This window comes from Streptomyces sp. CNB091 (genome assembly GCF_000377965.1).
Window position 1 is genome coordinate 1 of the sequence record NZ_KB899014.1, and the last position, 26309, is coordinate 26309.

The window sequence follows — 26309 nt, forward strand, 5'->3', positions numbered from 1 at the left end:
CCGGCCGCACCAAGAAGGAGACCATCCGGCTGCTGAAACGGGCCATCGCCCGGGAGATGTTCCGCTGCCTGACCACCACGGTCACCATCCCAGACATCGCCGACCTGCGCCCCCTGCGACAGTCGAAGAACATCACCCTCACCACAGCGGCCCGCCACTTCGGCGTCTGGCCCGCCACGATCTCCACCCTCGAACGAGGAATCCGCCGTGACGACCACCTCGCCAACACCTACCGCGACTGGCTCACCGGCGCTTGACAGCCAATAGGAGCATCAGCCACGGCTTCCGAAGTGTCCGGGGACGCCGAGGCGTTCGGCACACGCGGGATCCTCACGGTCCCCGCGGCGCCCGACGGCCGGGCGGCGGAGGTCAGTTCGCGCCGCATGCAGACCCGGGGCCAGCGGTCCAGGCCGTGCTGGGCCTCCTCGGCGCGGATCGCGCGCAGTCCGTCGGTGAGTTCGTCCTCGGCCAAGGCGCGGAAGCCGATACGGGCGTAGTACGGAGCGTTCCACGGCACATCGGTGAAGGTGGTCAGGGTGAGGGCCGCCATGCCCCGGGCCGCGGCCAGGGCGGCGAGGTGAGCGATCAGCTCCCGGCCGATGCCCCGGCGGGCGGCGGCGGGGTCGACCGAGACCTGCTCGATGTGCAGGGCGTCGTCGACGGGGTCGGCGAGCACATAGCCGAGCGGCCGGTCGCCGGTGGCGGAGAGGGGGTCGGAGGCCACCCAGCAGCGGCCTGCCAGCCGGTAGCTCTCCAGCAGGTCGAGCGGGGGCGGATCGTCGTCGGCCACGAAGGCCATGCCCAGGTCCCGGAACGGTTCCCCTGCGGCGCGCTCGATGTCCTGGAGGAGCGGGAGATCCGAGCGTCTGGCGGAGCGGATACGCATGTACTCAGTGTGCCGCGCCGGACGGTGGACCGGTACGCGGTGGCCGGATATGGATGTCCGGGCGACAGCACCCGGGCACGAGTGCGCTCCCCGGGGCTCCTTACGGAGTCGCACCCCGGGATCCTCGCGTCCGGCACCGCGGCACCTGGCCCTTCGCCGTTGCCGGCGCATCACGCGCCCGTGCTCACCAGCTCGTCCGCGGGGCCGTTCACCGGCTGCGGGGTCCCGGTGAGGTCCATGACGAAGAGCGGGAGGCCGACGCCGTCCGCGCGGGCCCGGGCGTCTGCCGCGTATCCCGCGAGGGAGAAGAACACCCCGGTCACCGACGCGCCGACCGCGTTGAGCCAGAGGGTCTCGACCGCGCGCGGCGTCGTCGGCCGGGTGCTGGAGTCGACCCGCGCGATCAGCCCGTCGGCCCGCAGGTCGATGCCGGAGGCCGGACCCGCCCCGGGCCGGCCGACGTCGCGGTAGCCCAGCCAGGTCAGATAGAGGCCGGCCGCGCTCACCGCGTCGTGGCCCGTGCGGATCGTCATCGGCCGGAAGGCCGGGCGGGGGCGCGCGGCGGTGCGCGGAAGCGGGATGTGGGCGGGGGAGACCGGCGGGGCCGGGGCCGGCGCGACGGCCACCGGGCGCACCGGAATCCGCAGGACGGTCCCGCAGGGACAGCACAGCTCGGGCTGGGGCCACTGGTTCTCCCGGGCACAGGACGCGCAGCGGACGGTCACCCACGCGTCGTTCCAGCTGCGGTGGGTGACCAGGACCGCCGGGGCGTCCCGCAGCAGCGGCGGTGCGGTGGGCGTCCCGCACGGGCAGGGGTAGGCCGGTGTGCTGTAGGCGTGGTCCCGGCCGCAGACAGGGCACCGAACCGGCACGAACTCCACGATCGTCTCCCTCCGGCACGGACGGCGCGACCGGCTGCGCTCCGTGCCTCCCTCGTCACGCCATCGTCCATCAGGAGCGAGGCCCTGGGGAGGGGGTTGGCGGACTTCATGAGGGCGGGCGGCCGTCCGCGCCCTTGACGAGGGGCGCCGCACGTTTTAGATTGCTTCCGTATAGCAGAACTAAATTTCCGTAATACGGAATTGGTGCTCTCAGGTGGCGCGACAGAGCCCGACTCCACCAATCCCGAGCAGGAGCACTCAATGCCTCGTATGACCGCTGCCCGAGCGGCAGTTGAGATCCTCAAGCGCGAAGGCGTCAGCAACGCGTTCGGTGTGCCGGGTGCGGCGATCAACCCCTTCTACGCGGCCCTCAAGGCCTCCGGCGGGGTGCAGCACACACTGGCCCGGCACGTCGAGGGCGCCTCCCACATGGCCGAGGGCTACACCCGGGCCAAGGCCGGCAACATCGGCGTCTGCATCGGCACGTCGGGCCCGGCTGGCACCGACATGATCACCGGTCTGTACTCCGCCATCGCCGACTCCATCCCGATCCTCTGCATCACCGGCCAGGCCCCGACAGCCGTGCTGCACAAGGAGGACTTCCAGGCCGTCGACATCGCGTCGATCGCCAAGCCGGTCACCAAGGCGGCGACGACCGTCCTGGAGGCCGCGCAGGTCCCGGGTGTCTTCCAGCAGGCCTTCCACCTGATGCGCACCGGCCGGCCCGGCCCGGTCCTCATCGACCTGCCGATCGACGTCCAGCTCACGGAGATCGAGTTCGACCCCGAGCTGTACGAACCCCTCCCGGTCCACAAGCCCGCGGCCTCCCGCAAGCAGATCGAGCGGGCGATCCAGATGCTGAACGCCTCGGAGCGCCCGGTGCTCGTCGCGGGCGGCGGCATCATCAACGCCGACGCCTCCGAACTCCTGGTGGAGTTCGCCGAGCTGACCGGCGTCCCGGTCATCCCGACGCTGATGGGCTGGGGCATCCTCCCCGACGACCATGAGCTGAACGCCGGCATGGTGGGCCTCCAGACCTCGCACCGCTACGGCAACGCGAACTTCCTGGAGTCCGACTTCGTCCTCGGCATCGGCAACCGCTGGGCCAACCGCCACACCGGCAAGCTGGACGTCTACACCCAGGGCCGCACCTTCGTCCACGTCGACATCGAGCCCACCCAGCTCGGCAAGATCTTCGCCCCGGACCTCGGCATCGCCTCCGACGCCAAGGCCGCGCTGACGCTCTTCGTCGAGGTGGCGCGCGAGCTGAAGGCCGCGGGCGAGCTGAAGGACCGCTCGGCGTGGGCCGCGTCCACGCAGGAGCGCAGGGCGACCCTCCAGCGCCGGACCCACTTCGACAACGTGCCGCTCAAGCCGCAGCGCGTGTACGAGGAGATGAACCGGGCGTTCGGCCCCGAGACCCGTTACGTCACCACGATCGGGCTCTCCCAGATCGCTGGCGCGCAGATGCTGCACGTCTACAAGCCGCGTCACTGGATCAACTGCGGCCAGGCGGGCCCCCTCGGCTGGACGATCCCGGCCGCGCTGGGTGTGGCCACCGCGGACCCGGAGGGCACGGTCGTCGCGCTCTCCGGCGACTACGACTTCCAGTTCATGCTGGAGGAGCTGGCCGTCGGCGCGCAGCACCGGATCCCGTACGTCCACGTCCTGGTGAACAACTCCTACCTGGGGCTCATCCGCCAGGCGCAGCGCAACTTCGACATCGACTTCCAGGTCAACCTGGAGTTCGAGAACCTCAACTCCCCGGAGCTGGGCGTCTACGGCGTGGACCACGTCAAGGTCGTCGAGGGACTGGGCTGCAAGGCGATCCGGGTCACCGAGCCGGACCAGCTGCTGCCGGCCTTCGAGGAGGCGAAGAAGCTCGCCGCGGAGTTCCGGGTGCCGGTGGTCGTGGAGGCGATCCTGGAGCGGGTCACGAACATCGCGATGAGCGGCAGTGACATCGCGTCGGTCAACGAGTTCGAGGACATCGCGACGGACGTGTCCCACGCGCCCACCGCGATCCGCCCCCTGACCGTGTCCTGACGGACCGACCCACCTGCCACAGCCGACAGGCCCCCGCCCCGGATTCCTCCCCGGGGCGGGGGCCTGTCGCGATTCGGGTGGGTCCCTTCCGCCCCGCCGAAGATGTCCTCAATCGCCGGACGGGCTGGATGCGTGCCACCCCAGCCCGTGCCCGCGCCACTCCAGCCCCGTCCGGCGTTTGAGGACGGATGCCTCGCGGGGGAGGGGCCGTGCCATTCCAGCCTGTCCGGCGTTTGAGGATGGACGCCTCGGGCGGGAGGGGCCGCACCACTCCAGCCCGTCCGGCGTTTGAGGACGGAAGCCTGCCGGGGGAGGGGCCGCGCCATTCCAGCCTGTCCGGCGTTTGAGGACGGAAGCCTCGGGCGGGAGGGGCCGAACTCCGCAGGCAGGGTTCATTCAAGGGGGTGTCCCTCGGGCAGGGAGCGGCGTGCTCCGGAGCTACGGTTCCGTCCTCAAGCGCCGGACGGGCTGGGAAGGTGCGGGCCCACCCGGGCCACGGTTCCGTCCTCAAGCGCCGGGCGGGCTGGGAAGGTGCCGGACAGCCTGGGAAGGTGCCGGAGGGGATCGGAAGGTGCCGGGCGCGCTGGGAAAGTGCCGGACGGGATCGGAAGGCGCCGGGCGGGCCGACCCGTGCCCGGCCGCGCGAAAGGGCGCGGAGTACGGGACCGTATCCGTACTCCGCGCCCTCGTTCAGGGGGCGACAGAGGTGTCGCCGGGTGACAGGGACCGCGGCGGCGGCGATCGGCCCGGGGGAGGGCGTCTCCTTCAGGTCAGGAGACGGTCCCCGGGTCCTTCACCACCGCACTGGCATCGCTCGACCGCCGCGGCCTCGTCGTCCTGCCCGTGCCGCGCGGCACCCCTCATCCGGGTGCGCGGTACGGGCAGGGGCCTGGAGAAGCCGAAGCTCAGTCCTCGCGCAGGGCGCGGACGGCCTCCTCGACGCGCTTGCCGTAGTCGGCGTCGGCGGCGTGGAAGTGGGCGAGGTTCTTCTCGATCACGTCGTCACGGGTGACCTGCGAGAGGCCTCCGGCGATGTTCGCGACCAGGCGGCCCTTCTCGTCCTCCGACATGAGCCGGAAGAGTTCGCCCGCCTGGAAGAAGTCGTCGTCCTTGGCGTGCGCGGGCGCCTCGTGCGTGCCCGTCCAGCCGTGGACCGCCAGCGGGGCGGCGAGCGCCGCGTCGGTCTGTGCCGGACCGGCGTACGAGTTGGGCTCGTAGTTCTTGTCGTGGCGCGAGCCGTTGCGGGTCGCGTGGACGCCGTCGCGGCCGTAGTTGTCGACGACGGCGGTGCGCGGCGCGTTCACCGGCAGGTGGGTGTGGTTGACGCCCAGGCGGTAGCGGTGCGCGTCCGCGTAGGCGAACAGCCGGCCCTGGAGCATCTTGTCCGGGGACGGGCCGATGCCGGGCACGAAGTTGTTCGGGGAGAACGCGGCCTGCTCGACCTCGGCGAAGACGTTGTCCGGGTTGCGGTCCAGGACCAGGCGGCCGACCCGCTGGAGCGGGTAGTCGCTGTGCGGCCACACCTTGGTGAGGTCGAACGGGTTGAACCGGTAGTCGGCGGCGTCGGCGGCCGGCATCACCTGGACGTGCAGTGTCCAGGAGGGGTTGACGCCGCGCTCGATGGCCTGGAGCAGGTCCGTCTGGTGGGAGTTGGCGTCCTTGCCGACGAGCTCGGAGGCCTGGTCGGCGGAGAGGGACCGCACGCCCTGGTTCGTCTTGAAGTGGTACTTGACGAAGAAGGCCTCGCCCGCGGCGTTCGTCCACTGGTAGGTGTGCGAGCCGTAGCCGTTCATGTGACGGTACGAGGCGGGGATGCCGCGGTCGCCCATCAGCCAGGTGACCTGGTGCGTAGCCTCGGGGGCGTGCGCCCAGAAGTCCCAGACGTTGTCCGGCTCCTGCTTGCCCGTGAACGGGTCGCGCTTCTGCGAGTGGATGAAGTCGGGGAACTTGATGGGGTCCTTGATGAAGAACACCGGGGTGTTGTTCCCGACCAGGTCGTAATTGCCCTCGTCCGTGTAGAACTTGAGGGCGAAGCCACGCGGGTCGCGGACGGCGTCCGCGCCGCCGAGCGAGTCGGCGACGGTCGAGAAGCGGATGAACGTCTCGGTGCGCTTGCCCACCTCGGAGAGGAAGTCGGCGCGGGTGAACCCCGTGACGTCGTCGGTGACCTCGAAGTAGCCGTACGCGCCGGAACCGCGGGCGTGCACCACGCGCTCCGGGATGCGCTCACGGTTGAAGCGGGCGAGCTTCTCCAGGAGGTGCTGGTCCTGGAGGAGGATCGGTCCACCGACACCGGCGGTGGCGGAGTTCTGGTTGTCGGCGACCGGGGCGCCTGACTCGGTCGTGAGCACACGCTTAGCCATGTGGCGGGATGACCTTTCGTACGAGCTGCTGACGGCTTGAGGAGCGTAGATTCGCCGCGAAGCAACGTCAACAGTTTGTTGAAAACGAAGTGTGTGGTTCCGGGCCGCGGCAGCGCCTGGGCGCGACAGGACAGGTGTCAGCGCCACCGCGGCCCGGAGATCAGAGGGCCCGTCGTGCGGGCCGTGGCCCCGTACGAGGCCAGCGGCTCCTTGCGGAGCCGGAGGGGTCAGACCTGGGAGCCGGACAGCCGCTCGACCGAGCGCAGCAGCGCCGAGTGGTCCAGGCCGCCGTCGCCCTGGGCGCGCAGCGAGGCGACCAGCTGGGCGACCACGCCGCCGACGGGCAGGGCCGCGCCGACGTTGCGGGCGGCGTCCGTGACGATGCCCATGTCCTTGTGGTGCAGGTCGATCCGGAAGCCGGGGGCGAAGTCCCGCTTCAGGAAGTTGTCCTTCTTGCGGGTCAGCACGGTCGAGCCGGCCAGACCGCCGTTGAGGACGTCCAGGGCGGCGGCGAGGTCGACGCCGGACTTCTCCAGGAAGACCACGGCCTCGGCGCAGGCCTGGATGTTGACCGCGACGATCAGCTGGTTGGCCGCCTTCACCGTCTGGCCGGAGCCGTGCGGGCCGCAGAGCACGATGGTCTTGCCGAGCGCCTCCAGCAGCGGCTCAGCGGCGTCGAAGTCCGCCTGCTCGCCGCCGACCATGATGGAGAGAACCGCCTCGATGGCGCCGGCCTCCCCGCCGGAGACCGGCGCGTCCAGGACCCGGATGCCCTTCTCGGCCGCGTTCTTGGCGAGGTCCACGGAGGTCTGCGGGGTGATGGAGGACATGTCCACCAGCAGGGCGCCGCGCTTGGCGTTCTCCAGGATGCCGTCGGGGCCGTAGGCGATGGCCTCGACCTGCGGGGAGGCGGGCACCATCGTGATGACGACGTCCGCGTCCCCGACCGCGTCCGCGATCGAGGAGGCGCCGTTGCCGCCGGCCGCGACCAGCCGGTCGACCTTGTCCTGCTCCAGGGTGTATCCGGTGACGTCGTAACCGGCCTTGACCAGGTTCTCGGACATGGGGGAGCCCATGATGCCGAGGCCGATCCACGCAACCTTGGGGAGGTTGTTGCTCATGAGGGTGCCTTCCTGAAAAACGTTCGTACGTAAGGGGGTTGGGCTCGACGGGGGGTCGGCCCGGCCCGTCCGCAGCCGGTCAGCGGGCCGCTCGGGCCGATGTCGGGAGCCAGTCGAAGGACTCCGCGCTCGGCCGGTCGCCCGGCTTGTACTCCAGGCCGACCCAGCCCGCGTAGCCGGCGTCCTTCAGCTCGTCGAGGAGCTGCTCCAGCGGCAGCGAGCCGGTGCCCGGCGCGCCGCGGCCGGGGTTGTCGGCGATCTGGACGTGGCCGGTCTTCGCGGCGTACGCCTTGATGACCTGGCTCAGCTCCTCGCCGTTCATCGAGAGGTGGTAGAGGTCCAGCAGGAACTTGGCGTTCCCGAGGCCCGTCGCCGCGTTCACCTTGTCGACGACCTCGGTCGCGGCCGGTGCGCTGACCAGCGGATAGAGCGGCGACTCCGGCTTGTTGAGGGTCTCGACGAGGAGGATCGCCCCGATCCGGTCCGCCGCGCGGGCGGCCAGCACCAGGTTCTCCAGAGCGAGCGCGTCCTGCACCACCGGGTCCGCGCCCTCGACGCGGTTGCCGTACAGCGCGTTGAGCGCCGTGCAGCCGACCGAGGCGGCGAAGTCGGCCGCCACCTCGATGTTGGCCCGGAAGCGGTCCGACTCCGTGCCGGGCACGGAGAGCGCGCCGCGGTCGGGGCCGGGTAGCTGTCCGGCGTAGAAGTTCAGCCCCACCAACTGGGTGCCGGCGTCGTCGAGCGCCTTTTTGAGAGCGTCGAGCTCCGCCTGCGGAGGGGTGGGGGTCTCGATCCAGGGCCACCACAGCTCGACCGCCGTGAAGCCCGCCGCGGCGGCTGCCGCGGGACGCTCCAGGAGCGGGAGTTCCGTGAAGAGGATCGAAAGGTTCACATCGAAGCGCTGGTCCGGGTATCCCATGAGGATGTCGGCGCTCCTTCCGTATTGCGGAAGTTAGTTTCTGCTTAACGGAAGATTGCCCGGAGGGTGGCGGGGCTGTCAAGGGGTGCCGGAAAAATTTGCCCCGGCCGGCGGCGTACGGAATCGGTGGCGCGCGCGCCTCCAGGCATGCGAAAGCGGGGCGGGGGCCGTCCTCGCCCCCCGCCCCGCCCGGCTCTCCCGCCGTACGGCCCCCCGGCCCCGCTATCCGGCCGGAACCGTGTCCTCGCAGCTCGTCCCCGCACCCCGGTACGCCCCGACCATCGCGTTGACCTGTGCCGGGGTGAGCACCTGGTCCTTCACATGCAGGACGTGGTCCACCTGCTGGTCGGCCGACCTCCGACACGGCGGGCCGCCCGCCGGCCCGCGCGCCACCCGCCCGCTGCTCCTCGGCACGTACACCTCCGAGGCGGGAGGCGGCGCCGGCATCGGCACCCCCGCCGCGTACGACACCCGCACCGGCGCGATCACTTCCGGTCCGGTGATCACCGGCGTCGAGAACCCCTCCTACCTGGCCCCGCACCCCTCGGGCGCCACCGTCTACGCGGTCGCCGAGCAGGGCGCGGGCGCGGTCACCGCCGTGGCGATCGCGCCGGACGGGACGTACGAGGTGCTCGGCAGCCGCCCCACCGGCGGCTCCGGCCCCACCCACCTCTCCGTCCACGTGTCCGGACGCTGGCTGCTGAGCGCCGCACCAGCGCTCCTCGACCGTCACCGTGTTCGGGGTCGGCCCCGACGGCTCCCTGACCGGTGCGGGCGGCCCCTTCCCGGCCCCGGTCGCGGTCTGCGTCCTGCCGCTTCCGTGACCACCGCGGTCGGGGCCCCGCGCGCACCGGAGCGGGGCCCCGTCCAGCGGTTACAGTCGTGGCCGAGCCGCGGGAGCCCGCACCCGGGGCGAGGACATCATGGAGGCACAGTGCGCTTGAGGGTGGAATTCACCACCGAGCCGTTCGATCTCGACGAGGCGCCCGCCCACGCGGTGGTCGCCCGCGAGGTGATCCAGGGCGCCGGGCTCGACGCCGTGGACGTCGGCCCCTTCGGCAACACCGCGGAAGGGGGCGCGGACGAGGTGCTCACCGCCGTGGACTCCCTGCTGCGGCGGGCCCTGGCCTCGGGCGCCACCCGGGTCTCGCTCCAGGTGAACGTGATCGAGGGGGACGCGTGATGACCGAATCCGTCGATCACCCCCCGGCCGCAGCCGACCCCTCCACCGCGTCCGACGACCCTTCGGCAACGCTCGACCACCCGCTGGTCTCCGCGGTCAAGCCGCTCGTCGACGCGATGGGCGCGGAACTGCTGGGCCCGGACCAGGCCCAACAGGACGACGTCGTGCTCGCCTGGGAGGGCCAGGACGTCATAGCCGTACGCCTGCCGCAGCTCTCCGACTCGCTCGACCACATTCTCGCCGCGATGGAACGACGGCACGGGATGCCGCTCGCCGACCTGGACCGCAAGGCCAAGCAGGGCGTCGTCCGGACGCTGGAGGCACGCGGTGCCTTCTCCGTGCGGCACGGAGTGGAGACCGTGGCGAGCGCTCTGGGCGTCTCCAGATTCACCGTGTACAACTATCTCAACCGGGAACATGCGGCCAAGGGTGAGTAGTTGGCCGAACCCACCGAAGACACAGGAAAGCCGCCGTCCGTATGCCGGGACGGCGGCTTTCTTCGTTCGCGAGATTTCAACAAAGTGTTGACGTCGTGTTGCGGAGGGCGTTAGCTATCCGCAGCCCGAACAACGCACAGCGAAAAACAGCCACGGAGGCTCCCGTGACTTCGAGCTCCACACCGGGCCTCACCCGGTTCAACACCCTGGCGGACGGCGAGGCCACTCCCGCACTGCACGAGGTGTGTGCCAGTGCGACCTGGGGAAACACCATCCTCGCCGGGCGCCCGTACGCCACCGAAGAAGCCCTGCTCTCCGCGAGCGACGCCGTCATGGCGGAGCTCACCGCGGAGGACCTGGCCGAAGCGATGGCGGGCCACCCGCCGATCGGCCGGCCGAAGCCCGGCGACCCGACCTCCTCCCGCGAACAGCGGGGGATGGCCGGCGCCTCCGAGGAGCTCAAGACCGAGATGCTCGAACTGAACCTGGCCTACCAGGAGAGGTTCGGACATGTCTTCCTGATCTGTGCCACCGGCGCCACCGGTGAGCAGATGCGCGACGCGGTGAAGTCCCGGATCGGGAACTCGCCCGAGCAGGAGCAGGAGATCGTGCGCACCGAACTGGGCAAGATCAACCGCATCCGGCTGACCCGTCTCGTGACGGAGACCCTCGCAGAGGGCGCTCCCGCACAGGACTCTTGAGATCTAGGAGAGTGACGGTCTTGAGTACCGACACGACCGCATCGGTGTCCACCCACATCCTGGACACCAGCATCGGCCGCCCCGCCGCGTCCGTCGCCGTCTCGCTCGCCGCCCGCAGCGGAAGCGACGCGCCGTACGTGACGCTCGGAGCGTCCGCGACCGATGCGGACGGGCGCTGCAAGGACCTCCCGGCCCTGCCGGAGGGAACGACCCATGTGCGTCTCGACTTCGACACCGAGACGTACTTTTCGAAGAAGCAAGCCGAGGCGCAGCAGGACGCCCCCCGCGTAAGGGACAGCGGCGCGTTCTTCCCGGAGGTGACCATCGCGTTCGCGGTCGCCCCGGGCGAGCACTATCACGTACCGCTGCTGCTCAACCCGTTCGGCTACTCCGTTTACCGAGGGAGCTAGCACCGACATGCCCACGATTCTCGGCCAGAACCAGTACGGCAAAGCAGAGAACCGCGTCGTCAAGATCGTGCGGGACGGCGACACCCACCACATCAAGGACCTGAACGTCTCGGTCGCCCTCTCCGGCGACATGGACGACGTCCACTACTCCGGCTCCAACGCCAACGTCCTGCCGACCGACACCACCAAGAACACGGTGTTCGCGTTCGCCAAGGAGCACGGGATCGACTCCGCCGAGCAGTTCGGCATCCACCTCGCCCGGCACTTCGTCTCCTCCCAGGAACCGATCCACCGCGCCCGGATCCGGATCGAGGAGTACAGCTGGGAGCGCATCGCGACCTCCGACGGCAACTCCCGCTTCATCGGCGCCGACGAGGTCAAGCACTCCTTCGTCCGCAAGGGCCAGGAGACCCGCGTCTCCCAGATCACCTACGACGGTGAGAACTGGGAGGTCATCTCGGGCCTCAAGGACCTGACGGTGATGAACTCGACCAACTCCGAGTTCTGGGGCTACGTCAAGGACCGGTACACGACGCTGAAGGAGGCGTACGACCGCATCCTCGCGACGGACGTCTCGGCCCGCTGGCGCTACAACTGGACCAGCGACGAGCAGCGGATGCCGAACTGGGAGAAGTCCTACGAGCAGGCGCGCAAGCACATGCTCCACGCCTTCGCCGAGACCTACTCCCTCTCGCTCCAGCAGACCCTGTACCAGATGGGTTCGCGCATCATCAACAGCCGCAGCGAGATCGACGAGATCCGGTTCTCGCTGCCGAACAACCACCACTTCCTGGTGGACCTCGAACCGTTCGGCCTCAAGAACGACAATGAGGTCTACTTCGCGGCCGACCGTCCCTACGGTCTGATCGAGGCCACCGTGCTCCGGGACGGCGTAGAGCCGAAGATCCCGGTCGACATGACCAACCTCTGACGCGGCACTGAACCGGCCCCCGTCCTTCCACAGACGGGCGGGGGCCGGTCATCCCGGAGGGAACCCCCATGGCACAGCCTGCAACGGGGCCGGCAGAAGGCCCATGCACCACCTCGCCGACCACCGCCGCCGACACGGCGGTTCACCCGGTCGACGAGAAGCTTCCTCCCGCGCGGCTGGTCCCCGCCGCGCTCCAGCACATCGCCGCCATGTACGCGGGCGTCGTCACCCCTCCGCTGATCATCGGCCAGGCCGTCGGCCTGGACACCGCCGGAATGACCCGGCTCATCGCGGCGAGCCTCCTGATAGCCGGGCTCGCCACCATCCTCCAGACCGTCGGTCTCGGCCGTTTCGCCGGCAACCGGCTGCCCTTCGTCAACGCCGCCTCCTCCGCCGGGATCGCGCCGATGCTCGCCATCGCCGAGACCAACGCACCCGGCCACCAACTCCCCGCGATCTACGGGGCGGTGCTCGTCGCCGGAGTCTTCTGCCTGGCCGTCGGCCCCTTCTTCGGCAGGCTGCTGCGCTTCTTCCCGCCGCTCGTCACCGGCGTGGTCATCACCCTCATCGGCGTCACCCTGATGCCGGTCCCGGTCGCCTGGGCGCAGGGCGGCGACGCCACCGCCGCCGACTTCGGCGCCATGAAGTACCTGGCGCTGGCCGCCTTCACTCTCGTCGTCATCCTGCTCATCCAGCGCTTCGGCCGTGGCTTCCTCAAGCAAGTGGCCCTGCTCATGGGCATGTTCGTCGGCACGCTGGCCGCGATCCCGTTCGGACTCGCCGACTTCTCCGCGCTGGAGTCCGCACCGCTCGCCGCCCTGCCGACCCCCTTCGCCTTCGGCGCGCCGGAGTTCCAGCCCGCCGCGATCCTGTCGCTCTGCATCGTCATGCTCGTCCTGATGACGGAGTCCTCCGCCGGGATGCTCGCCCTCGGCGAGATCTGCGACCGCCGCACCGACGGCCGCACGATCACCCGGGGCCTGCGTACGGACGGCATCGCGACCCTCCTCGGCCCGGTCTTCGGTTCCTTTCCCACCAGCGCCTTCGCCCAGAACGTCGGCGTCGTCTCGCTGACCCGCGTACGCAGCCGGTACGTCGTCGCGGCGGCCGGCGGGGCGCTCCTGGTCCTCGGCGCCTTCCCGGTCCTCGGCGCGGTCGTCTCGCTCGTCCCGATGCCCGTCCTCGGCGGTGCCGGCATCGTCCTCTTCGGCTCCATCGCGGTCAGCGGCATCCGTACGCTCTCCGAGGCGGGCCTGGACGACAGCTCCAACATCATCCTGGTCGCCGTCGCGCTCGGCGCCGGCATCATCCCGCTCGCCGCGCCCACTTTCTACGCCGGTTTCCCGGCCTGGGCGCAGACCGTCCTCGGCTCCGGGATCAGCGCGGGAGCACTGGTCGCGGTCGTGCTCAACCTGTTCTTCCATCATCTCGGCACCCACAGCCGCACCGCTGTGGCACTCAAATCCTCCTAGGGTCCTGCCGTGCCCACATCGCCACAGAGAGAAGAAGGAAGCGCCATGGCAGCTTCGGCAGACCCTCAGCGCATCATCATCGAGAACTGTTCGATCGCCACCGTCGACGCCCACGACACGGAGTACGCGTCCGGGTACATCGTCGTGGCGGGCAACCGCATCGAGTCCATCGGCGCCGGCAAGGCTCCGGAGGGCCTCGCCGGAGTCGTCCGGCGGATCGACGGCACCGGACACCTCGCGACGCCCGGCCTGGTCAACACGCACCACCACTTCTACCAGTGGATCACCCGGGGCCTGGCCACCGACCACAACCTCTTCAACTGGCTGGTCGCCCTCTACCCGACCTGGGCGCGCATCGACGAGCCGATGGCCCGCGCCGCCGCGCAGGGCTCGCTCGCCATGATGGCCCGCGGCGGCGTCACCACCGCCATGGACCACCACTACGTCTTCCCGAAGGGTTCCGGCGACCTCTCCGGTGCGATCATCGGCGCCGCCCGTGAGACGGGCGTACGGTTCACCCTCGCCCGGGGCTCCATGGACCGCAGCGAGAAGGACGGCGGCCTGCCCCCGGACTTCGCCGTCGAGACCCTCGAAGGCGCGCTCGCGGCCACCGAGGCGACGATCGACGCCCACCACGACGCCTCCTTCGACGCCATGACCCAGGTCGCCGTCGCGCCCTGCTCGCCGTTCTCCGTGTCCACCGAACTGATGCGTCAGGGTGCTGAGTTGGCCCGTCGCAAGGGCGTACGGCTGCACACTCACGGTTCCGAGACCGTCGAGGAGGAGCAGTTCTGCAAGGAGCTGTTCGGGATGGGCCCGACCGAGTACTTCGAGTCGACCGGCTGGCTCGGCGACGACGTGTGGATGGCCCACTGCGTCCACATGAACGACTCGGACATCGCCGCCTTCGCCCGTGCGGGAACCGGCGTCGCCCACTGCCCGTCCTCCAACGCGCGCCTCGCCGCGGGCATCGCCCGGGTCCCCGACATGCTCGCCGCCGGCGTCCCCGTCGGCCTCGGCGTGGACGGCACCGCCTCCAACGAGTCCGGCGAGCTTCACACCGAGCTGCGCAACGCGCTCCTCATCAACCGCCTCGGCGCCCACCGCGAGGCCGCCCTGAACGCCCGTCAGGCCCTCCGCCTCGGGACCTTCGGCGGGGCCCAAGTGCTGGGCCGCGCCGACCAGATCGGCTCCCTGGAGGCCGGCAAGCTCGCCGACCTCGTCCTGTGGAAGCTGGACACCCTGGCCCACTCCTCGATCGCCGACCCGGTGACCGCCCTCATCTTCGGCGCGGCCGCCCCGGTGACCCTGTCCCTCGTCGACGGCAAGCCGGTCGTCGAGGGCAACCACCTCACCACGGTGGACGAGGACGCCATCGCCCGTGTCACCCGCGACGAGGCCCGCCGCCTCGCGCAGATCGCCGCCGGAGCCTGATTCCGAGCGGTACCCCGCCGGAGTCCGACTCCGTGCGGCATCCCCGCGGAGCCCCACTCCGCGCGGTATCCCCGACCGGCCGGTCGAGGGGGACGGCCCGAGACCGGCCGCCGTGGACCCGAGCGGGGTCCACGGCAGCCGGTCCGGCGGACGCGCGCATGGTGCGCGCCCGCCGGACCGGTGATGAACGCTGCCCGCGCACACCCCCGTGCGCGCCCATCCGCACCCCCCTCCGCACGACTGCCCCACCTGCCCCACCCGCACTACCTGCCCCACCCGCACTACCTGCCCCACCTGCACCACCTGAGAGAGCCGCACCGCCGCACCACTTACGCACCACCTCCCTGAATCCCACGTCGCCGACGACGTGTAACCGACCGGAGGAACCGCCGTGGCCGCCAAGCCCAGGTTTCGCAAAGACGCAGATGCAGCCGCCCCCGACACGACGGCCGACAACGCCGCGGAAGCGGGAGACGACCGGAAACACCCGGTCGACGAGACCCTCCCCCCACTGAAGATGTTCACCAGCGGCCTCCAGCACGTGGCCGCCATGTACGCGGGCGTGGTGGCCCCACCGCTCATCGTGGGGCCCGCCGTCGGCCTCACCGCCAAGGAGACCGCCTTCCTGATGGGGGCGAGCCTCTTCACCGCGGGGATCGCCACCCTGCTCCAGACCATCGGCTTCTGGAAGGTCGGCGCCCGGCTGCCCTTCGTCAACGGCGTCTCGTTCGCCGGGGTCGCCCCGATGATCGCGATAGGCAAGGACCGGGGGCACGACGGGATAGCCGTCATATTCGGCGCGATCATCGTCGCGAGTCTTCTCGGGTTCGTCCTCGCCCCGTACTTCTGCAAACTGGTGCGCTTCTTCCCACCCGTCGTCACCGGCACCGTGATCACTTTGATCGGCGTCTCGCTCCTCCCGGTCGCCTTCAACTGGTCCCAGGGCGGCAACGCCACGGCCGACGACTACGGTTCGATGACCAACATCACCATGGCCGCCGTGACCCTGGTCATCGTGCTGGCCCTGCGCAAGCTCCTGCGCGGCTTCCTCCAGCAGATCGCCATCCTGCTCGGCCTGGTCATCGGCACCCTGATCGCCATCCCGGCCGGCATCACCGACTTCGGCGCCATCAAGGAAGCCGACGTGGTCGGCTTCCCGACACCGTTCGCCTTCGGCGCCCCGCAGTTCGAGATCGCCGCCATCATCTCCATGTGCATCGTGATGCTCGTCTGCATGACCGAGTCCACCGCGGACATGCTGGCCCTCGGCAAGATCGTCGGCCGCCCGGCCGACGAGAAAATCATCGAGGGCGGTCTGCGCGCCGACACCCTCGGCAGCGCCATCAGCCCGCTCTTCAACGGGTTCATGTGCAGCGCCTTCGCCCAGAACGTCGGCCTCGTCGCCATGACGAAGATCCGCAGTCGCTTCGTCGTCGCCGCGGGTGGCGGCATCCTCATCGTGCTCGGTCTGGTCCCCGTCGCGGCCTCCGTCATCGCCCTCGTACCGCTGCCGGTGCTCGGCGGCGCGGGCATCGTCCTCTTCGGCACGGTCGCGGCCAGCGGTATCCAGACCCTGGCCACCGCGGCCATGGAGAAGGGCGAGAACGCGCTGATCGTGGCGGCGGCCCTCGGCATCGGCCTGATCCCGATCGCGGCGCCGCAGTTCTACCACGCCTTCCCGGAGAGCCTGCTGGTCGTCCTCGACTCGGGCATCTCCACCGGCTGCGTGGTGGCGATCGTGCTGAACCTCGCCTTCAACCACTTCGGCCGCAAGCCCGACACGGCGGACGAGGAGCAGGCACCGGGCGAGCACGTCGTGCCGGCCGCGGCCGGGGTCGGCGTCCACTGACCCCTGCGGATGACCCTGCGGATGACCCTGCGGATCTTGACCGGAGTATCCGGGGCCCCGTGCGACGCGGGGCCCCGGCGGCCGTCCGGCGCCCGTCGGCTGTAGCGTCAGGGGCATGGAAGATCAGTCTGTTGTGGATGTCGGCGATGTGCGCCTCGCGTACCGGACCTGGGGCGACGCGTTCGGCTCGCCCGTCGTGCTGCTGCACGGCCTCGGCGGTTCGGGCGCGAACTGGGAGGCGGCCGGCCCCCTGCTGGGCCAGGAGTGGCGGGTCTTCGCCCTGGACCTGCGCGGCCACGGCGAGAGCGACTGGCCCGACGACTACGCCCTGGAGTTGATGGCCGAGGACGTCGTGGGCTTCCTCGACGAACTGGAGCTGGACCGGGTCGGTCTCGTCGGCCACGGCATGGGCGGGGTCGTCGCCCGCCTGGTGGCCCAGGAGCACTCCGACCGGGTGGAGCGGCTGGTGCTGGTGGAGACCCCGGCCCCGTTCCCCGGCGACCCGGGCCCGGCGGGCCGGGGCGAGGGCCCGGTGGACTACGACGAGAACGCGGTGCCCGCCGTACGCGACCAGCTCGCCGACCCCGGCCCGGACGCCGACGAGGCCCTCGGCGACATCGTCTCCCCGACGCTGATCATCACCGGCGGCCCGGAGAGCCCGATGGAACAGCACCGCCAGGCCGACGTGGCCTCCCTGATCCCGGACTGCCGGCTGATCACGGTCCCGGGCGGCCACCGCATGCACGAGACCCGGGCGGACCAGGTGGCCGCGCACATCACGGAGTTCTTCACCAGCTGACCGGACCGCCTGCCGTCACCGGGTTCTCACCGGTGGCGGAACCACCCCGTCGGACCGTGGGTCCCGGGAGCGGTGAGGGGCCCTCTCCTCTCAGCCGCCCGGCCGCCGGTCGCGGACGGCGGCCACGGAGAGCGATCACCCGGTCCAGCACCAGGGCGGCCCGCCACTGGCGTCCGTCCGGTGCGGGGCGAGCACGTCGAGGCGCGAGGGTGGGCGTCGGCGATGGTCCTCGTGACGGCCGTGACGAAAGGGCCGGTGGCTGCCGGGAGCTCGGCCGTCGTCAGGCTGCCCCGTCCTGGTGCCGGGAGTGGCCTCCGGTCGTGTCCACCCCTGTGAGGTGTTCGGAGAGCCAGGTGTGGACGGCGATGGCGGTCGTGCGGGAATGATCCTCCAGAACGGTGAAGTGGTCACCGGACACGGTGATCTCGGAGTGCGGCAGGCTCCACGCCTCGGCGGCCTCGATGCCCGGCAGGCGCTCTCCGGCCCGGACGAAGAGGGTGGGAGCCGCCAGTTCCGCCGGCTTCCAGCGGGCGTAGAGCTCCAGGTAGCCGCCCATCGCGGTGAGCCGGTCGGTCTCGGCCGAGGCGAACTGCGCGGAATTGTCCAGCATGCCCGCGGTCATCGCCGAGAGTGCGGATCCGTCCCCGCGGTCGCCGCCGAGGCCGCTGTCCTCGCACGGATAGGTGTCGATCAGTACGACGGCGGACGGGACCAGACCCGTGCGCTCCAGCTCCTCGGCGACCGCGTGTGCCACCCATCCGCCGGCCGAGCGCCCCAGCAGGACGAACGGCTCGCCGCCCGCACACGCGCGCACGCCGGCGGCCTGTACCGCCACGAAGGCGTCCCGCGTGGCCGGCAGCGGTTCCTGTGGCAGGAACCCGGGGTTGGGCAGGACCGAAACCGGACGCCGGCCCTGGAGAGCCGCCCCGAAACGGGTGTATTCGTGCGGCCCCGACAGTGCGCTGAGGGCGGGGAAGCAGATCAGGCGGGGCCCGGGACCCCCTGTCGCGAGAGTGACGGCCGAAGGTGGCGAGCCGAGGGCCTCGGGGCCCTCGAACACCTCACGGAAACGTGACGCGATCGTCAGGAGGACCATCCCGTCCCACGCCTTGCCACGGGCGCACGCCGTACGGAAGAGCGCGGACAAGGAGTCGGCGTCCGCGCCCTTCGGGGCCGAGGCCCTTTCCGCGCCACCGCCCTGCCGGGAGGAGGCCCCGCCCGGGGCGGTCCCGGCCGCACTGCCGCCGGTGGTGCCGGGAGCGGCCAGAGATCCGAGCGCTTCAGGGGCGTCCTGGGACCAGCGTTCCGCCAGGTGGGCGGCGACCCCACGCGGCGTCGGGTAGTCGAACAGGAGCGTGGCCGGCAAGGCGAGTCCCGTGAGCCCCCCGAGCCGGTTGCGCAACTCGACCGCGGCCAGTGAGTCGAGGCCCAGTTCCGCCAGCGCGCGGTCCGCTTCGACCGCGGAGTCCTCCGAGCCGTGGCCGAGTGCCAGGGCGGCCTCCGCTCGGACCTGCGCGAGGAGCAGAGCACCGCGCTCGTCCGGAGGCGTGGCGGCCAGCCGACGGCGAAGGGAGTCCTCGCCGTCGGTGCCGGGCCCGGTGAGCGATGCGGAGGCGCTCCGTGCGGGCCCCCGGCCCGGTACCCGGGAGAGCGGCGCCCCAGGTGCCCCGGATGCCCCGGTTGCCGCCGGGTCGAGACGAGCTGCCACCAGGACGGAGTCCCGTCCTTCGACGGCGGTGTCGAAGAGCGAGAGGCCCTCCTCGGTCCGCAGCGGGACGAAACCGGAACGGGCCATCCGGCGCAGGTCCGCGTCCCGGAGCGCGGCCGTCATCCCACCGCTCTGCTGCCACGGCCCCCAGGCGAGAGAAGTGCCGGGCAACCCGAGCGCCCTGCGGTGCCGTGCCAGCGCGTCCAGGAACGAGTTCGCCGCCGCGTAGTTGCCCTGACCGCCGGAGCCGAACACCCCGGCCACCGAGGAGAACAGGGCGAACACCGCCAGGTCGCTGCCCCGGGTCAGCTCGTGCAGGGCCAGGGCCGCGTCCACCTTCGGCCGCAGTACGCGGTCCAGCCGCTCCTGTGTGAGTGCCGGGATCACACCGTCGTCCAGGACCCCCGCGGTGTGCACCACGCCGGTCAGTGGGTGCGCCTCCGGCACGCCCGCGAGCAGAGCGGCGAGCGCCGTACGGTCGGCGACGTCGCAGGCCGCCACCGTGACCTCCGCGCCCAGTCCGGTGAGTTCCGCGCACAGCTCGGCGGCGCCGGGCGCATCGGCTCCGCGCCGCCCCACGAGCAGCAGGTGACGCACCCCGTGCGCGACCACGAGGTGACGGGCGAACTCCCTGCCCAGCGAACCGGATCCCCCGGTGACCAGGACGGTGCCGTCCGGGCGCAGCCGACGCGGCGCCCCATCGGCCGTCTCCGTCGCCGCTCGGGACGCGCGGACCAGTCTCGGTACGTACGCGACACCGTCGCGTACGGCCGTCTGCGGTTCGGGGCTCGTCAGGAGCCGTACCAGGGCCCCCGCGGAGGCGGGGTGGTCATCGACGTCGACCAGCGAGAAGCGGCCCGGGTTCTCGGTCTGCGCCGAGCGGAGCAGACCCCACACAGGTGCGTGGACGAGCGCGGCGTCGTCGTCGCGGCTGCTTCCGTCCCGCTCGGCTCCGGTGGCGACGACGCCCGAAGTGAGGACGACCAGACGTGAGCCGGCGAGCCGTTCCTCGGCGAGCCAGTCCTGTACGAGCCGCAGTGCCCAGCCTGCCGTACGGTGTGCGGCCGACGCGCGGTCCGTTCGGTCGGCCCCGGTGAGCGGAGGGCAGGCGATCACGACGGCAGGTGCGTCCGCGGCCGCCGAGGCCGCATCCGGATAGGCCGTCGGCCCGATGCCCGCCCGCAGGAGTGCGTCGTCCAGCCACGGGCCGGGCTCGCCCAGAAGCCCGTACAGAGGCGGCTTCTCCGGCATCGGGACGGACGAATCCGGCAGACGCGTCCAGTCCAGGAGGAACAGACAGTCGCCGTGCGCGCGTACGCCGCTCAACTGCGCGGGAGAGAGCGGCCGCAGGACGAGCGAGTCCACCGTGGCGACGGGGGCTCCGGTCCCGTCGGCCAGCTCCAGCCGGGCTCTGTTCCCCTCCGCCTGGGACGCCCGCACCCGCAGTGTGCGGGCGCCGGACGCGTACAGCCGCACACCGCTCCAGGCGAACGGGAGCGACAACAGCGCCCCGGTTCCGCTACCGGTGTCGCCGTCTTCACCGCCCGGGACGGTCTGGTCCAGCATCAAGGTGTGCAGCGCCGAATCCAGCAGGGCCGGATGAAGGGTGAAGAGGTCGGCGTTTGCGTGTTCCCCGTCCGGGAGTTCGATCTCGGCGAGGACGTCCTCGCCCAGGCGCCAGGCAGCCCGCAGTCCCTGGAAGGCCGGCCCGTAACGGAGCCCGCTGTGCGCGAGTCCCTCGTAGAGGCCGGTACCCGCCTCGGTGCCGAGCGGCAGCGGGACAGCGCCCGCCGGCGGCCAGGGGGACGGCGCGTCCGCGGAGGTCCGCGGTCGCGGAAGGCCGGAGTCCGCGGGGGCCAGAACTCCGGAGGCATGGCGGTTCCAGGGGCCGTCGTCGTATCCGGGAGCGTGCGTCCGCGCGTGGAACACCACGGCCCGGCGCCCGTCCGCGTCCGCTCGCGCCACCTTCACCTGGAGTTCGACCGCCTCGTCCAAGGAGAGCGGAAGCGGCGCGGTCAGCGTCAGTTCCTCCAGTACGGAGGCGCCCACCCGGGCCCCGGCGCGGATCGCCATCTCGACGAAGGCCGTCGCCGGCAGGAGCACCGTGTCCACCACCGTGTGGTCGGCGAGCCAGGGCTGGTCGCGCAGGGACAGCCGGCCGCTCAGCAGCAGGCCGTCGTCGTCCGCCGTCGACGTCACCGCTCGCAGGAACGGGTGGGACGCGGCGTCCGGCTCCGCCGCGGGCCCCGGCAGGTCGGCGTCCAGCCAGTACCGCTCACGCTGGAACGCGTAGGTGGGCAGCGCCGCACGCCGTGCGCCACGCCCGGCGAAGACCGCCCGCCAGTCCACGTGCACACCGTGCGCGTGGAGCGCGGCCACCGTGGCGAGCAGCGCCCCGGCCTCAGGACGCGGGCCACGAAGCGTCGGGACGGCCAAGGGCGCGGAGCTGTCCGCACGGTCGCCCGAGGTGGCCGTGGCCGTCGGGCCGGGGCCGGGGAAGGCGTCACGTGCCAGGCCCACGAGCACACTGTCCGGGCCCAGCTCCACGAAGTGCGTGGCCCCCCGCTCCCGCAGGTACCGCACCGTGTCGGCGAAACGGACCGGCCGGCGCACATGGTCCACCCAGTACCGGGGTGAGCAGATCTCCTCGGTGGTCGCGGGCCGGTCCGCCACCGCGGTGACGAGGGGGAGTTCCGGCGGGGAGTAGACGATCCCCCGCGCGACCAAGCCGAAGGCTTCGAGCATGGGTTCCACGTGCGCGGAGTGGAACGCATGGCTCACCCGCAGACGGGTGGCCCCACGTCCCTGTTCGCGCCAGTGCGCGATGACCTCCAGCACCGCGGACTCGTCCCCGGAGACGACCACGGAGCGGCCGTTCACGGCTGCGATGTCCACCTCCCGCGGTGTGTCCGCTCCGCCCGCCAGATACGCGGTGACCTCGCTCTCGTCCGCCTGGACGGAGGCCATCGCGCCGCCGGCGGGCAACGCGTCCATCAGCCGGCCCCGCGCCGCGACCAGGGTGCAGGCGTCCGCGAGGGACAGCACACCGGCGACGTGCGCCGCCGCCAGTTCGCCGACCGAGTGCCCGGCCACCAGGTCGGGACGTACGCCCCAGGACTCCAGCAGCCGGAACAGCGAGACCTCCAGAGCGAAGAGTGCGGGCTGCGCGAAGCGCGTCGTGTGCAGGAGCCCGCCCGCTCGCGGGGCCTCGTCACCCTCGGTGCCCTCCCGGCCGCCTTCGGCGTTCTCGGTGGCGAACACCACGTCCCGCAGTGGCCGCGGCAGCAGCGGGTCCAGCAGTGCGCAGATCCTGTCGAAGGAACGGGCGTAGACGGGATGGGTCTCGTACAGTTCCCGGCCCATGCCCGCCCGCTGGCTGCCCTGCCCGGTGAACATGAAGACCACCGGGCCCGCCGGGCGGGGACCGCTCGTGCTCAGGCCCGGCCGGTAGCGGCCTTCCGCCACCGCGTCGAGCGAGGCGAGCAGTTCGTCGCGGTCACCGGCCACCACCACCGCGCGGTGCTCGAAATGGGCGCGGGTCGTGGCCAGCGAGAAACCGAGGTCCAGCAGGTCCGCTCCGGGGCGTTCCCCCACGTGGGCATGGAGTCGCCGGGCCTGCGCCCGCAGCCCCGAGGCGCTCTTCGCCGACACCGGGAACGGCACGGCCGACACCGGTGCCCCGGCCGTCCGGGCGGCAGGGGATCCGCTGTCCGGGGACCGCCTGCCCGGGCGGCCCGAGTCATCGGGCTCCTCCACAGGCGCCTGCTCGATCACCACATGCGCGTTGGTCCCGCTGATCCCGAAGGACGACACACCCGCCCGCCGGGGCCGCCCGGTCCGGGGCCAGGGCACCGAACGGGACAGCAACGACACCGCACCCGACGACCAGTCCACGCCGGGGTTCGGCTCCTCGGCGTGGAGCGTACGCGGCAGTACGCCGTGCGCGATCGCCTGGACCGTCTTCATCACAGCGGCCATGCCCGCCGCCGCCTGCGTATGTCCGATGTTCGACTTGACCGAGCCCAGCCACAGGGGGTGTTCCCGTGCACCGGCCTGCCCGTACGCCTCCAGGAACGCCTCCGCCTCGATGACGTCACCGAGTCGGGTGCCCGTGCCGTGTGCCTCCACCGCGTCGATCTCCGCGGGTTCCAGCCGCGCGTCGGCCAGAGCCCGGCGGATCACCCGTTGCTGCGCCGGTCCGTGCGGGGCGGTGAGGCCGTTGCTCGCACCGTCCTGGTTCACCGCGGAACCGCGCATCACGGCCAGGACCGGGTAACCCGCCCGCCGGGCCTCCGACAGCCGTGTCATCAGCAGCATTCCCGCGCCCTCGGCCCACCCGGTGCCGTCCGCCGCCGCCCCGAACGCCTTGCAGCGGCCGTCGGGGGCCAGCGCGCGTTGCCTGCTGAACTCGACGAAGGACCGAGGCGCCGACATCACCGTGACGCCGCCGGCCAGCGCCAGTGAGCACTCGCCCCTGTGCAGGGCCTGCGCCGCCAGGTGCAGGGCCACCAGCGACGACGAGCACGCCGTGTCCACCGTGACCGCCGGGCCTTCCAGGCCCAGGGTGTAGGCGATACGGCCGGAGGCGACGCTGCCCGCGTTACCGATGCCCAGGTAGCCCTCCACACGTTCCGGTGTGCGGGCGACACGGCCGGCGTAGTCGCTGTACATGAGTCCGGCGTACACGCCGGTGGGCGTGGAGCGCACCGTACCGGGATCGATCCCCGCGTGTTCGAAAGCCTCCCAGGCGACTTCGAGCAGCAACCGGTGCTGCGGATCCATGGCCAGGGCCTCGCGGGGCGAGATCCCGAAGAAGGCGGGGTCGAAGCGGTCGACACCGGACAGGAAGCCCCCCTCGCGTACGTAGGTACGGCCGGCCCGTCCGGGATCCGGGTCGTAGAGCCCGTCCACGTCCCACCCCCGGTCGGTGGGGAAGGGGGTGATGGCGTCGACGCCGTCCTCGACCAGCCGCCACAGGTCCTCGGGGCTCTCCACGCCGCCGGGGAAGCGGCACGCCATTCCCACGATGACCACGGGGTCCTCGTCCGTACCGGCGCCTTCCGGACGGCTGGGCGTGGCGGTCGTCGTCCGGCCGGTGAGCCGCGCCCGAAGATGTGCGGCGAGCTCGTCCGTGGTGGGGAAGTCGAAGGGCGCGGCCTCGGACAGCGGGAGACCGGTCGCCGCCGACAGACGGTTGCACAGCACCGTCGACGTCAACGAGTCCAGCCCCAGGTCACGGAAGGCGGTGCCCCGTTCCACCTCGTCCACGGCGCAGCCGAGCACGGCGGCGACCTCGGCCCGCACCAGGGCTGTCAGGTCCACCTCCCCTGCCTCCGTCAGCGAGAGGCCTCCGGCCGGCAGAGGGCGCGCGGGCAGGCCGGCGAGCGCGTACCGCCTGACCTTGCCCGAGGCGGTACGCGGGATCGCGTCCACCTCGTGGAGGATGACGGGCACCTTGAACGGTGAGAGGTGTTTCCGGCAGCCGGCGAGGATCTCTCTCCTGTCGAGGACACCGGCCTTCGCCGGAACCAGGTAAGCGGCCGGGACCTCACCGAGTACGTCGTCCGGGACGCCCGCCACGGCGGCGTCCGTGATCCCCGGCAGCGCCAGCAGCACCGCCTCCACCTCGGAGGGGTGGACGTTCTCCCCGGCCCGGATGATCAGCTCGCTGACCCGGCCCGTGAGGGTGAGTTCACCGCCGGGGCCGATGCGGGCCAGATCACCGGTTCGGTACCACCCGTCGCGCAGGACCTCGGCGGTGTCGTCGGGACGCTGGTGGTAACCGGCCATGACACCGGGTCCGGAGACCCACAACTCGCCCTCGCCCGGAACCTCGGCGCCGCTGCCGTCGCCGATACGCGCCCGCATGCCCGGCAGCACACGGCCGCAGGAGCCGGCTGCCCGGGTGGTGCCCGGTGCCGTCATGGTGACGGGCCCCGCCTCGGTGCTTCCGTAGTGATCGAGGAACGGAACCCGGCAGACTTCCTCGAAGGCCCGCTGGAAAGCGGGCGACGCGGCCGCGCCTCCGCTGACGCAGCCACGCAGCGCGGGCGCCTCCAGCCCGCGGGTCCCCACGGCGTCGAGGAGCTTGCCGTACGTCGCCGGTACCCCGGCCAGGAGCGTGAAAGGGGCGTCGGTCCGGCGTAGTTCACCCAGCACATCCGCCACGGAGAAGCGCGGCAGGAGCAGGGCGGACGCTCCGGTCACGGTCACCCCGAGAACGCACAGGAGCTGCCCCATGGCGTGGTGCAGTGGGAGGGGCCAGAGCAGGCGGTCATCCGCCGACAGGCCGAGGACGGTGACGAAACCGGCCGCCACCGACGACAGCCGGTTGCGCTGAGTGGACAGCACACCCTTGGGCAGACCGGTCGACCCGGAGGTGTAGAAGAGCCAGGCCACCTCGTCGAGCCCGAGATCATCAGGAGCCGGCGCGGGCGGCTCGGTGGCGGCCAGGGTCGCGTAACGGAACATGCCCGCTTCGTCGACCGAGTCGCCACTCGCCCTCGCCGCCGGGCATGCGCCTCGCGTCCCGGCATCCTGGTCCTCGTCCTCGACGAGCACCACGGTCAGCCGGGGACGCTCCGGGAGCAACGGCAGCAACTGGCCCAGGGAGGACCGGTCGGCGAAGACGAACCGGGCCGCGCTGTCGTCCAGCAGGTGCGCCAACTCGGCGGTGGTGCTCCGCGCGTCCATCGGCACACCGACCGCGCCCGCCCTGAGGACGGCGAGGACACTCTCGACGGCCTCCACACGACTGCCCAGGAGGATCGCCGCGCGCTCCCCGTGCCGCAGACCGAGGCTGACGAGATGCCCCGCCAGTCTGCCTGTTCGCTGTTCCAGCTGTTCGTAGGTGACACGGGAACGGTCGTCCTGGAAGGCGGTCTTGGTACCGAGAAGCCGGGCATGCTCCCGGAGCAGGTCCGGCAGAGGACGGAGAGTGGCCAGGTGCGCTGTCACAAGGACGAACACTTCCTTCGTACGGGAGCTGTCGATGATCACGATAGTGACAGGTCTGCCGGGGGAGGCGCCCGGCGAACCCGCAACGGGTCGGACCACGCGTCGGGTTGCCGAGCCGTGCGGGCTCAACTTGCGGCGAGGCTCGTGGTGGTTGGAGTGCGCGTCGCCTCGCATCGGTGTCGACGGCCTTGCCGTGGTTGCCGGGCTGCCAC

The 26309-nt window shown here is 71.5% G+C and carries 17 protein-coding genes and 1 pseudogene; 12 read left to right on the forward strand and 6 right to left on the reverse strand.

What is annotated here, in order from left to right; translation table 11 throughout:
* Positions 1–257, forward strand: a 257-nt coding sequence (locus tag D581_RS0132915) for a hypothetical protein (protein WP_486585908.1), incomplete at its 5' end; no start/stop codon positions are given.
* Here D581_RS0132915 and D581_RS0132920 read toward each other — a convergent pair.
* Both D581_RS0132920 and D581_RS0132925 read right to left on the reverse strand, forming a co-directional pair.
* Entirely contained in the window at positions 230–886 is a 657-nt protein-coding gene (locus D581_RS0132920; RefSeq protein ID WP_018961374.1) for a GNAT family N-acetyltransferase, read from the reverse strand. The genes D581_RS0132915 and D581_RS0132920 overlap by 28 nt on opposite strands.
* 170 nt (positions 887–1056) lie before the next feature.
* Positions 1057–1767: a hypothetical protein gene (locus D581_RS0132925; RefSeq protein WP_026291120.1), complete on the reverse strand. Its 711-nt coding sequence runs from the start codon at positions 1765–1767 to the stop codon at positions 1057–1059.
* A gap of 261 nt (positions 1768–2028) precedes the next feature.
* Between D581_RS0132925 and gcl the strand changes: the two genes are divergently transcribed.
* A complete protein-coding gene (gcl, locus tag D581_RS0132930; protein WP_032753460.1) occupies positions 2029–3813 on the forward strand; it encodes a glyoxylate carboligase in 1785 nt (594 codons plus the stop codon).
* A gap of 905 nt (positions 3814–4718) precedes the next feature.
* On the opposite strand, the gene D581_RS0132935 is transcribed toward gcl, so the two are convergent.
* The 3 genes from D581_RS0132935 to D581_RS0132945 form a co-directional block, all read right to left on the reverse strand.
* On the reverse strand, positions 4719–6176 hold the full coding sequence (locus tag D581_RS0132935) for a catalase (protein ID WP_026291121.1): 1458 nt from the start codon (positions 6174–6176) through the stop codon (positions 4719–4721).
* A gap of 227 nt (positions 6177–6403) precedes the next feature.
* Positions 6404–7297, reverse strand: coding sequence for a 2-hydroxy-3-oxopropionate reductase (locus D581_RS0132940; protein WP_018961379.1), 894 nt, complete (start codon positions 7295–7297; stop codon positions 6404–6406).
* 79 nt (positions 7298–7376) lie between these two features.
* Positions 7377–8216 carry a TIM barrel protein gene (locus D581_RS0132945; protein WP_018961380.1) on the reverse strand — a complete coding sequence of 280 codons (840 nt, stop codon included), beginning with the start codon at positions 8214–8216 and terminating at the stop codon, positions 7377–7379.
* Positions 8217–8517: 301 nt separating this feature from the next.
* Between D581_RS0132945 and D581_RS1000000142375 the strand changes: the two are divergent.
* From D581_RS1000000142375 to D581_RS0132990, 10 genes and pseudogenes are all read left to right on the forward strand, one after another.
* Positions 8518–8865 (forward strand): annotated as a pseudogene (locus tag D581_RS1000000142375) (beta-propeller fold lactonase family protein); the annotation flags it as partial.
* Between the two features lie 285 nt (positions 8866–9150).
* Positions 9151–9399, forward strand: coding sequence for a YkoF family thiamine-binding protein (locus D581_RS0132950; RefSeq protein WP_026291122.1), 249 nt, complete (start codon positions 9151–9153; stop codon positions 9397–9399).
* Positions 9399–9836: a helix-turn-helix domain-containing protein gene (locus tag D581_RS0132955; RefSeq protein WP_018961382.1), complete on the forward strand. Its 438-nt coding sequence runs from the start codon at positions 9399–9401 to the stop codon at positions 9834–9836. The genes D581_RS0132950 and D581_RS0132955 overlap by 1 nt, the downstream gene beginning before the upstream one ends.
* A 164-nt stretch (positions 9837–10000) precedes the next feature.
* A complete protein-coding gene (gene uraD / locus D581_RS0132960; RefSeq protein WP_018961383.1) occupies positions 10001–10537 on the forward strand; it encodes a 2-oxo-4-hydroxy-4-carboxy-5-ureidoimidazoline decarboxylase in 537 nt (178 codons plus the stop codon).
* 20 nt (positions 10538–10557) lie between these two features.
* On the forward strand, positions 10558–10947 hold the full coding sequence (gene uraH / locus D581_RS0132965) for a hydroxyisourate hydrolase (protein ID WP_018961384.1): 390 nt from the start codon (positions 10558–10560) through the stop codon (positions 10945–10947).
* Between the two features lie 7 nt (positions 10948–10954).
* The gene (pucL, locus tag D581_RS0132970; protein WP_018961385.1) at positions 10955–11878 is read left to right on the forward strand and encodes a factor-independent urate hydroxylase; all 924 of its coding nucleotides are present in this window, start codon (positions 10955–10957) and stop codon (positions 11876–11878) included.
* 68 nt (positions 11879–11946) lie between these two features.
* Positions 11947–13350: a nucleobase:cation symporter-2 family protein gene (locus tag D581_RS0132975; RefSeq protein WP_018961386.1), complete on the forward strand. Its 1404-nt coding sequence runs from the start codon at positions 11947–11949 to the stop codon at positions 13348–13350.
* Positions 13351–13395: 45 nt separating this feature from the next.
* A complete protein-coding gene (locus D581_RS0132980; RefSeq protein WP_018961387.1) occupies positions 13396–14784 on the forward strand; it encodes an 8-oxoguanine deaminase in 1389 nt (462 codons plus the stop codon).
* Positions 14785–15175: 391 nt separating this feature from the next.
* A complete protein-coding gene (locus tag D581_RS0132985; protein ID WP_018961388.1) occupies positions 15176–16633 on the forward strand; it encodes a nucleobase:cation symporter-2 family protein in 1458 nt (485 codons plus the stop codon).
* Positions 16634–16748: 115 nt separating this feature from the next.
* Positions 16749–17432, forward strand: a complete 684-nt coding sequence (locus tag D581_RS0132990) for an alpha/beta fold hydrolase (protein ID WP_032753461.1) — start codon at positions 16749–16751, stop codon at positions 17430–17432.
* A gap of 280 nt (positions 17433–17712) precedes the next feature.
* Here D581_RS0132990 and D581_RS01000000138085 read toward each other — a convergent pair whose 3' ends face one another.
* Positions 17713–26097, reverse strand: coding sequence for a type I polyketide synthase (locus tag D581_RS01000000138085; RefSeq protein ID WP_018961390.1), 8385 nt, complete (start codon positions 26095–26097; stop codon positions 17713–17715).
* Positions 26098–26309 lie beyond the last annotated feature (212 nt).

Excerpts from the sequence above, each read along its gene's own strand:
- gcl (WP_032753460.1), top strand. The coding sequence starts at position 2,029 with ATGCCTCGTATGACCGCTGCCCGAGCGGCAGTTGAGATCCTCAAGCGC.
- D581_RS0132955 (WP_018961382.1), top strand. The coding sequence starts at position 9,399 with ATGACCGAATCCGTCGATCACCCCCCGGCCGCAGCCGACCCCTCCACC.
- D581_RS0132920 (WP_018961374.1), bottom strand. The coding sequence starts at position 886 with ATGCGTATCCGCTCCGCCAGACGCTCGGATCTCCCGCTCCTCCAGGAC.
- D581_RS0132990 (WP_032753461.1), top strand. The coding sequence starts at position 16,749 with ATGGAAGATCAGTCTGTTGTGGATGTCGGCGATGTGCGCCTCGCGTAC.
- D581_RS0132935 (WP_026291121.1), bottom strand. The coding sequence starts at position 6,176 with ATGGCTAAGCGTGTGCTCACGACCGAGTCAGGCGCCCCGGTCGCCGAC.
- D581_RS0132940 (WP_018961379.1), bottom strand. The coding sequence starts at position 7,297 with ATGAGCAACAACCTCCCCAAGGTTGCGTGGATCGGCCTCGGCATCATG.
- D581_RS0132975 (WP_018961386.1), top strand. The coding sequence starts at position 11,947 with ATGGCACAGCCTGCAACGGGGCCGGCAGAAGGCCCATGCACCACCTCG.
- D581_RS0132945 (WP_018961380.1), bottom strand. The coding sequence starts at position 8,216 with ATGGGATACCCGGACCAGCGCTTCGATGTGAACCTTTCGATCCTCTTC.
- D581_RS0132980 (WP_018961387.1), top strand. The coding sequence starts at position 13,396 with ATGGCAGCTTCGGCAGACCCTCAGCGCATCATCATCGAGAACTGTTCG.
- pucL (WP_018961385.1), top strand. The coding sequence starts at position 10,955 with ATGCCCACGATTCTCGGCCAGAACCAGTACGGCAAAGCAGAGAACCGC.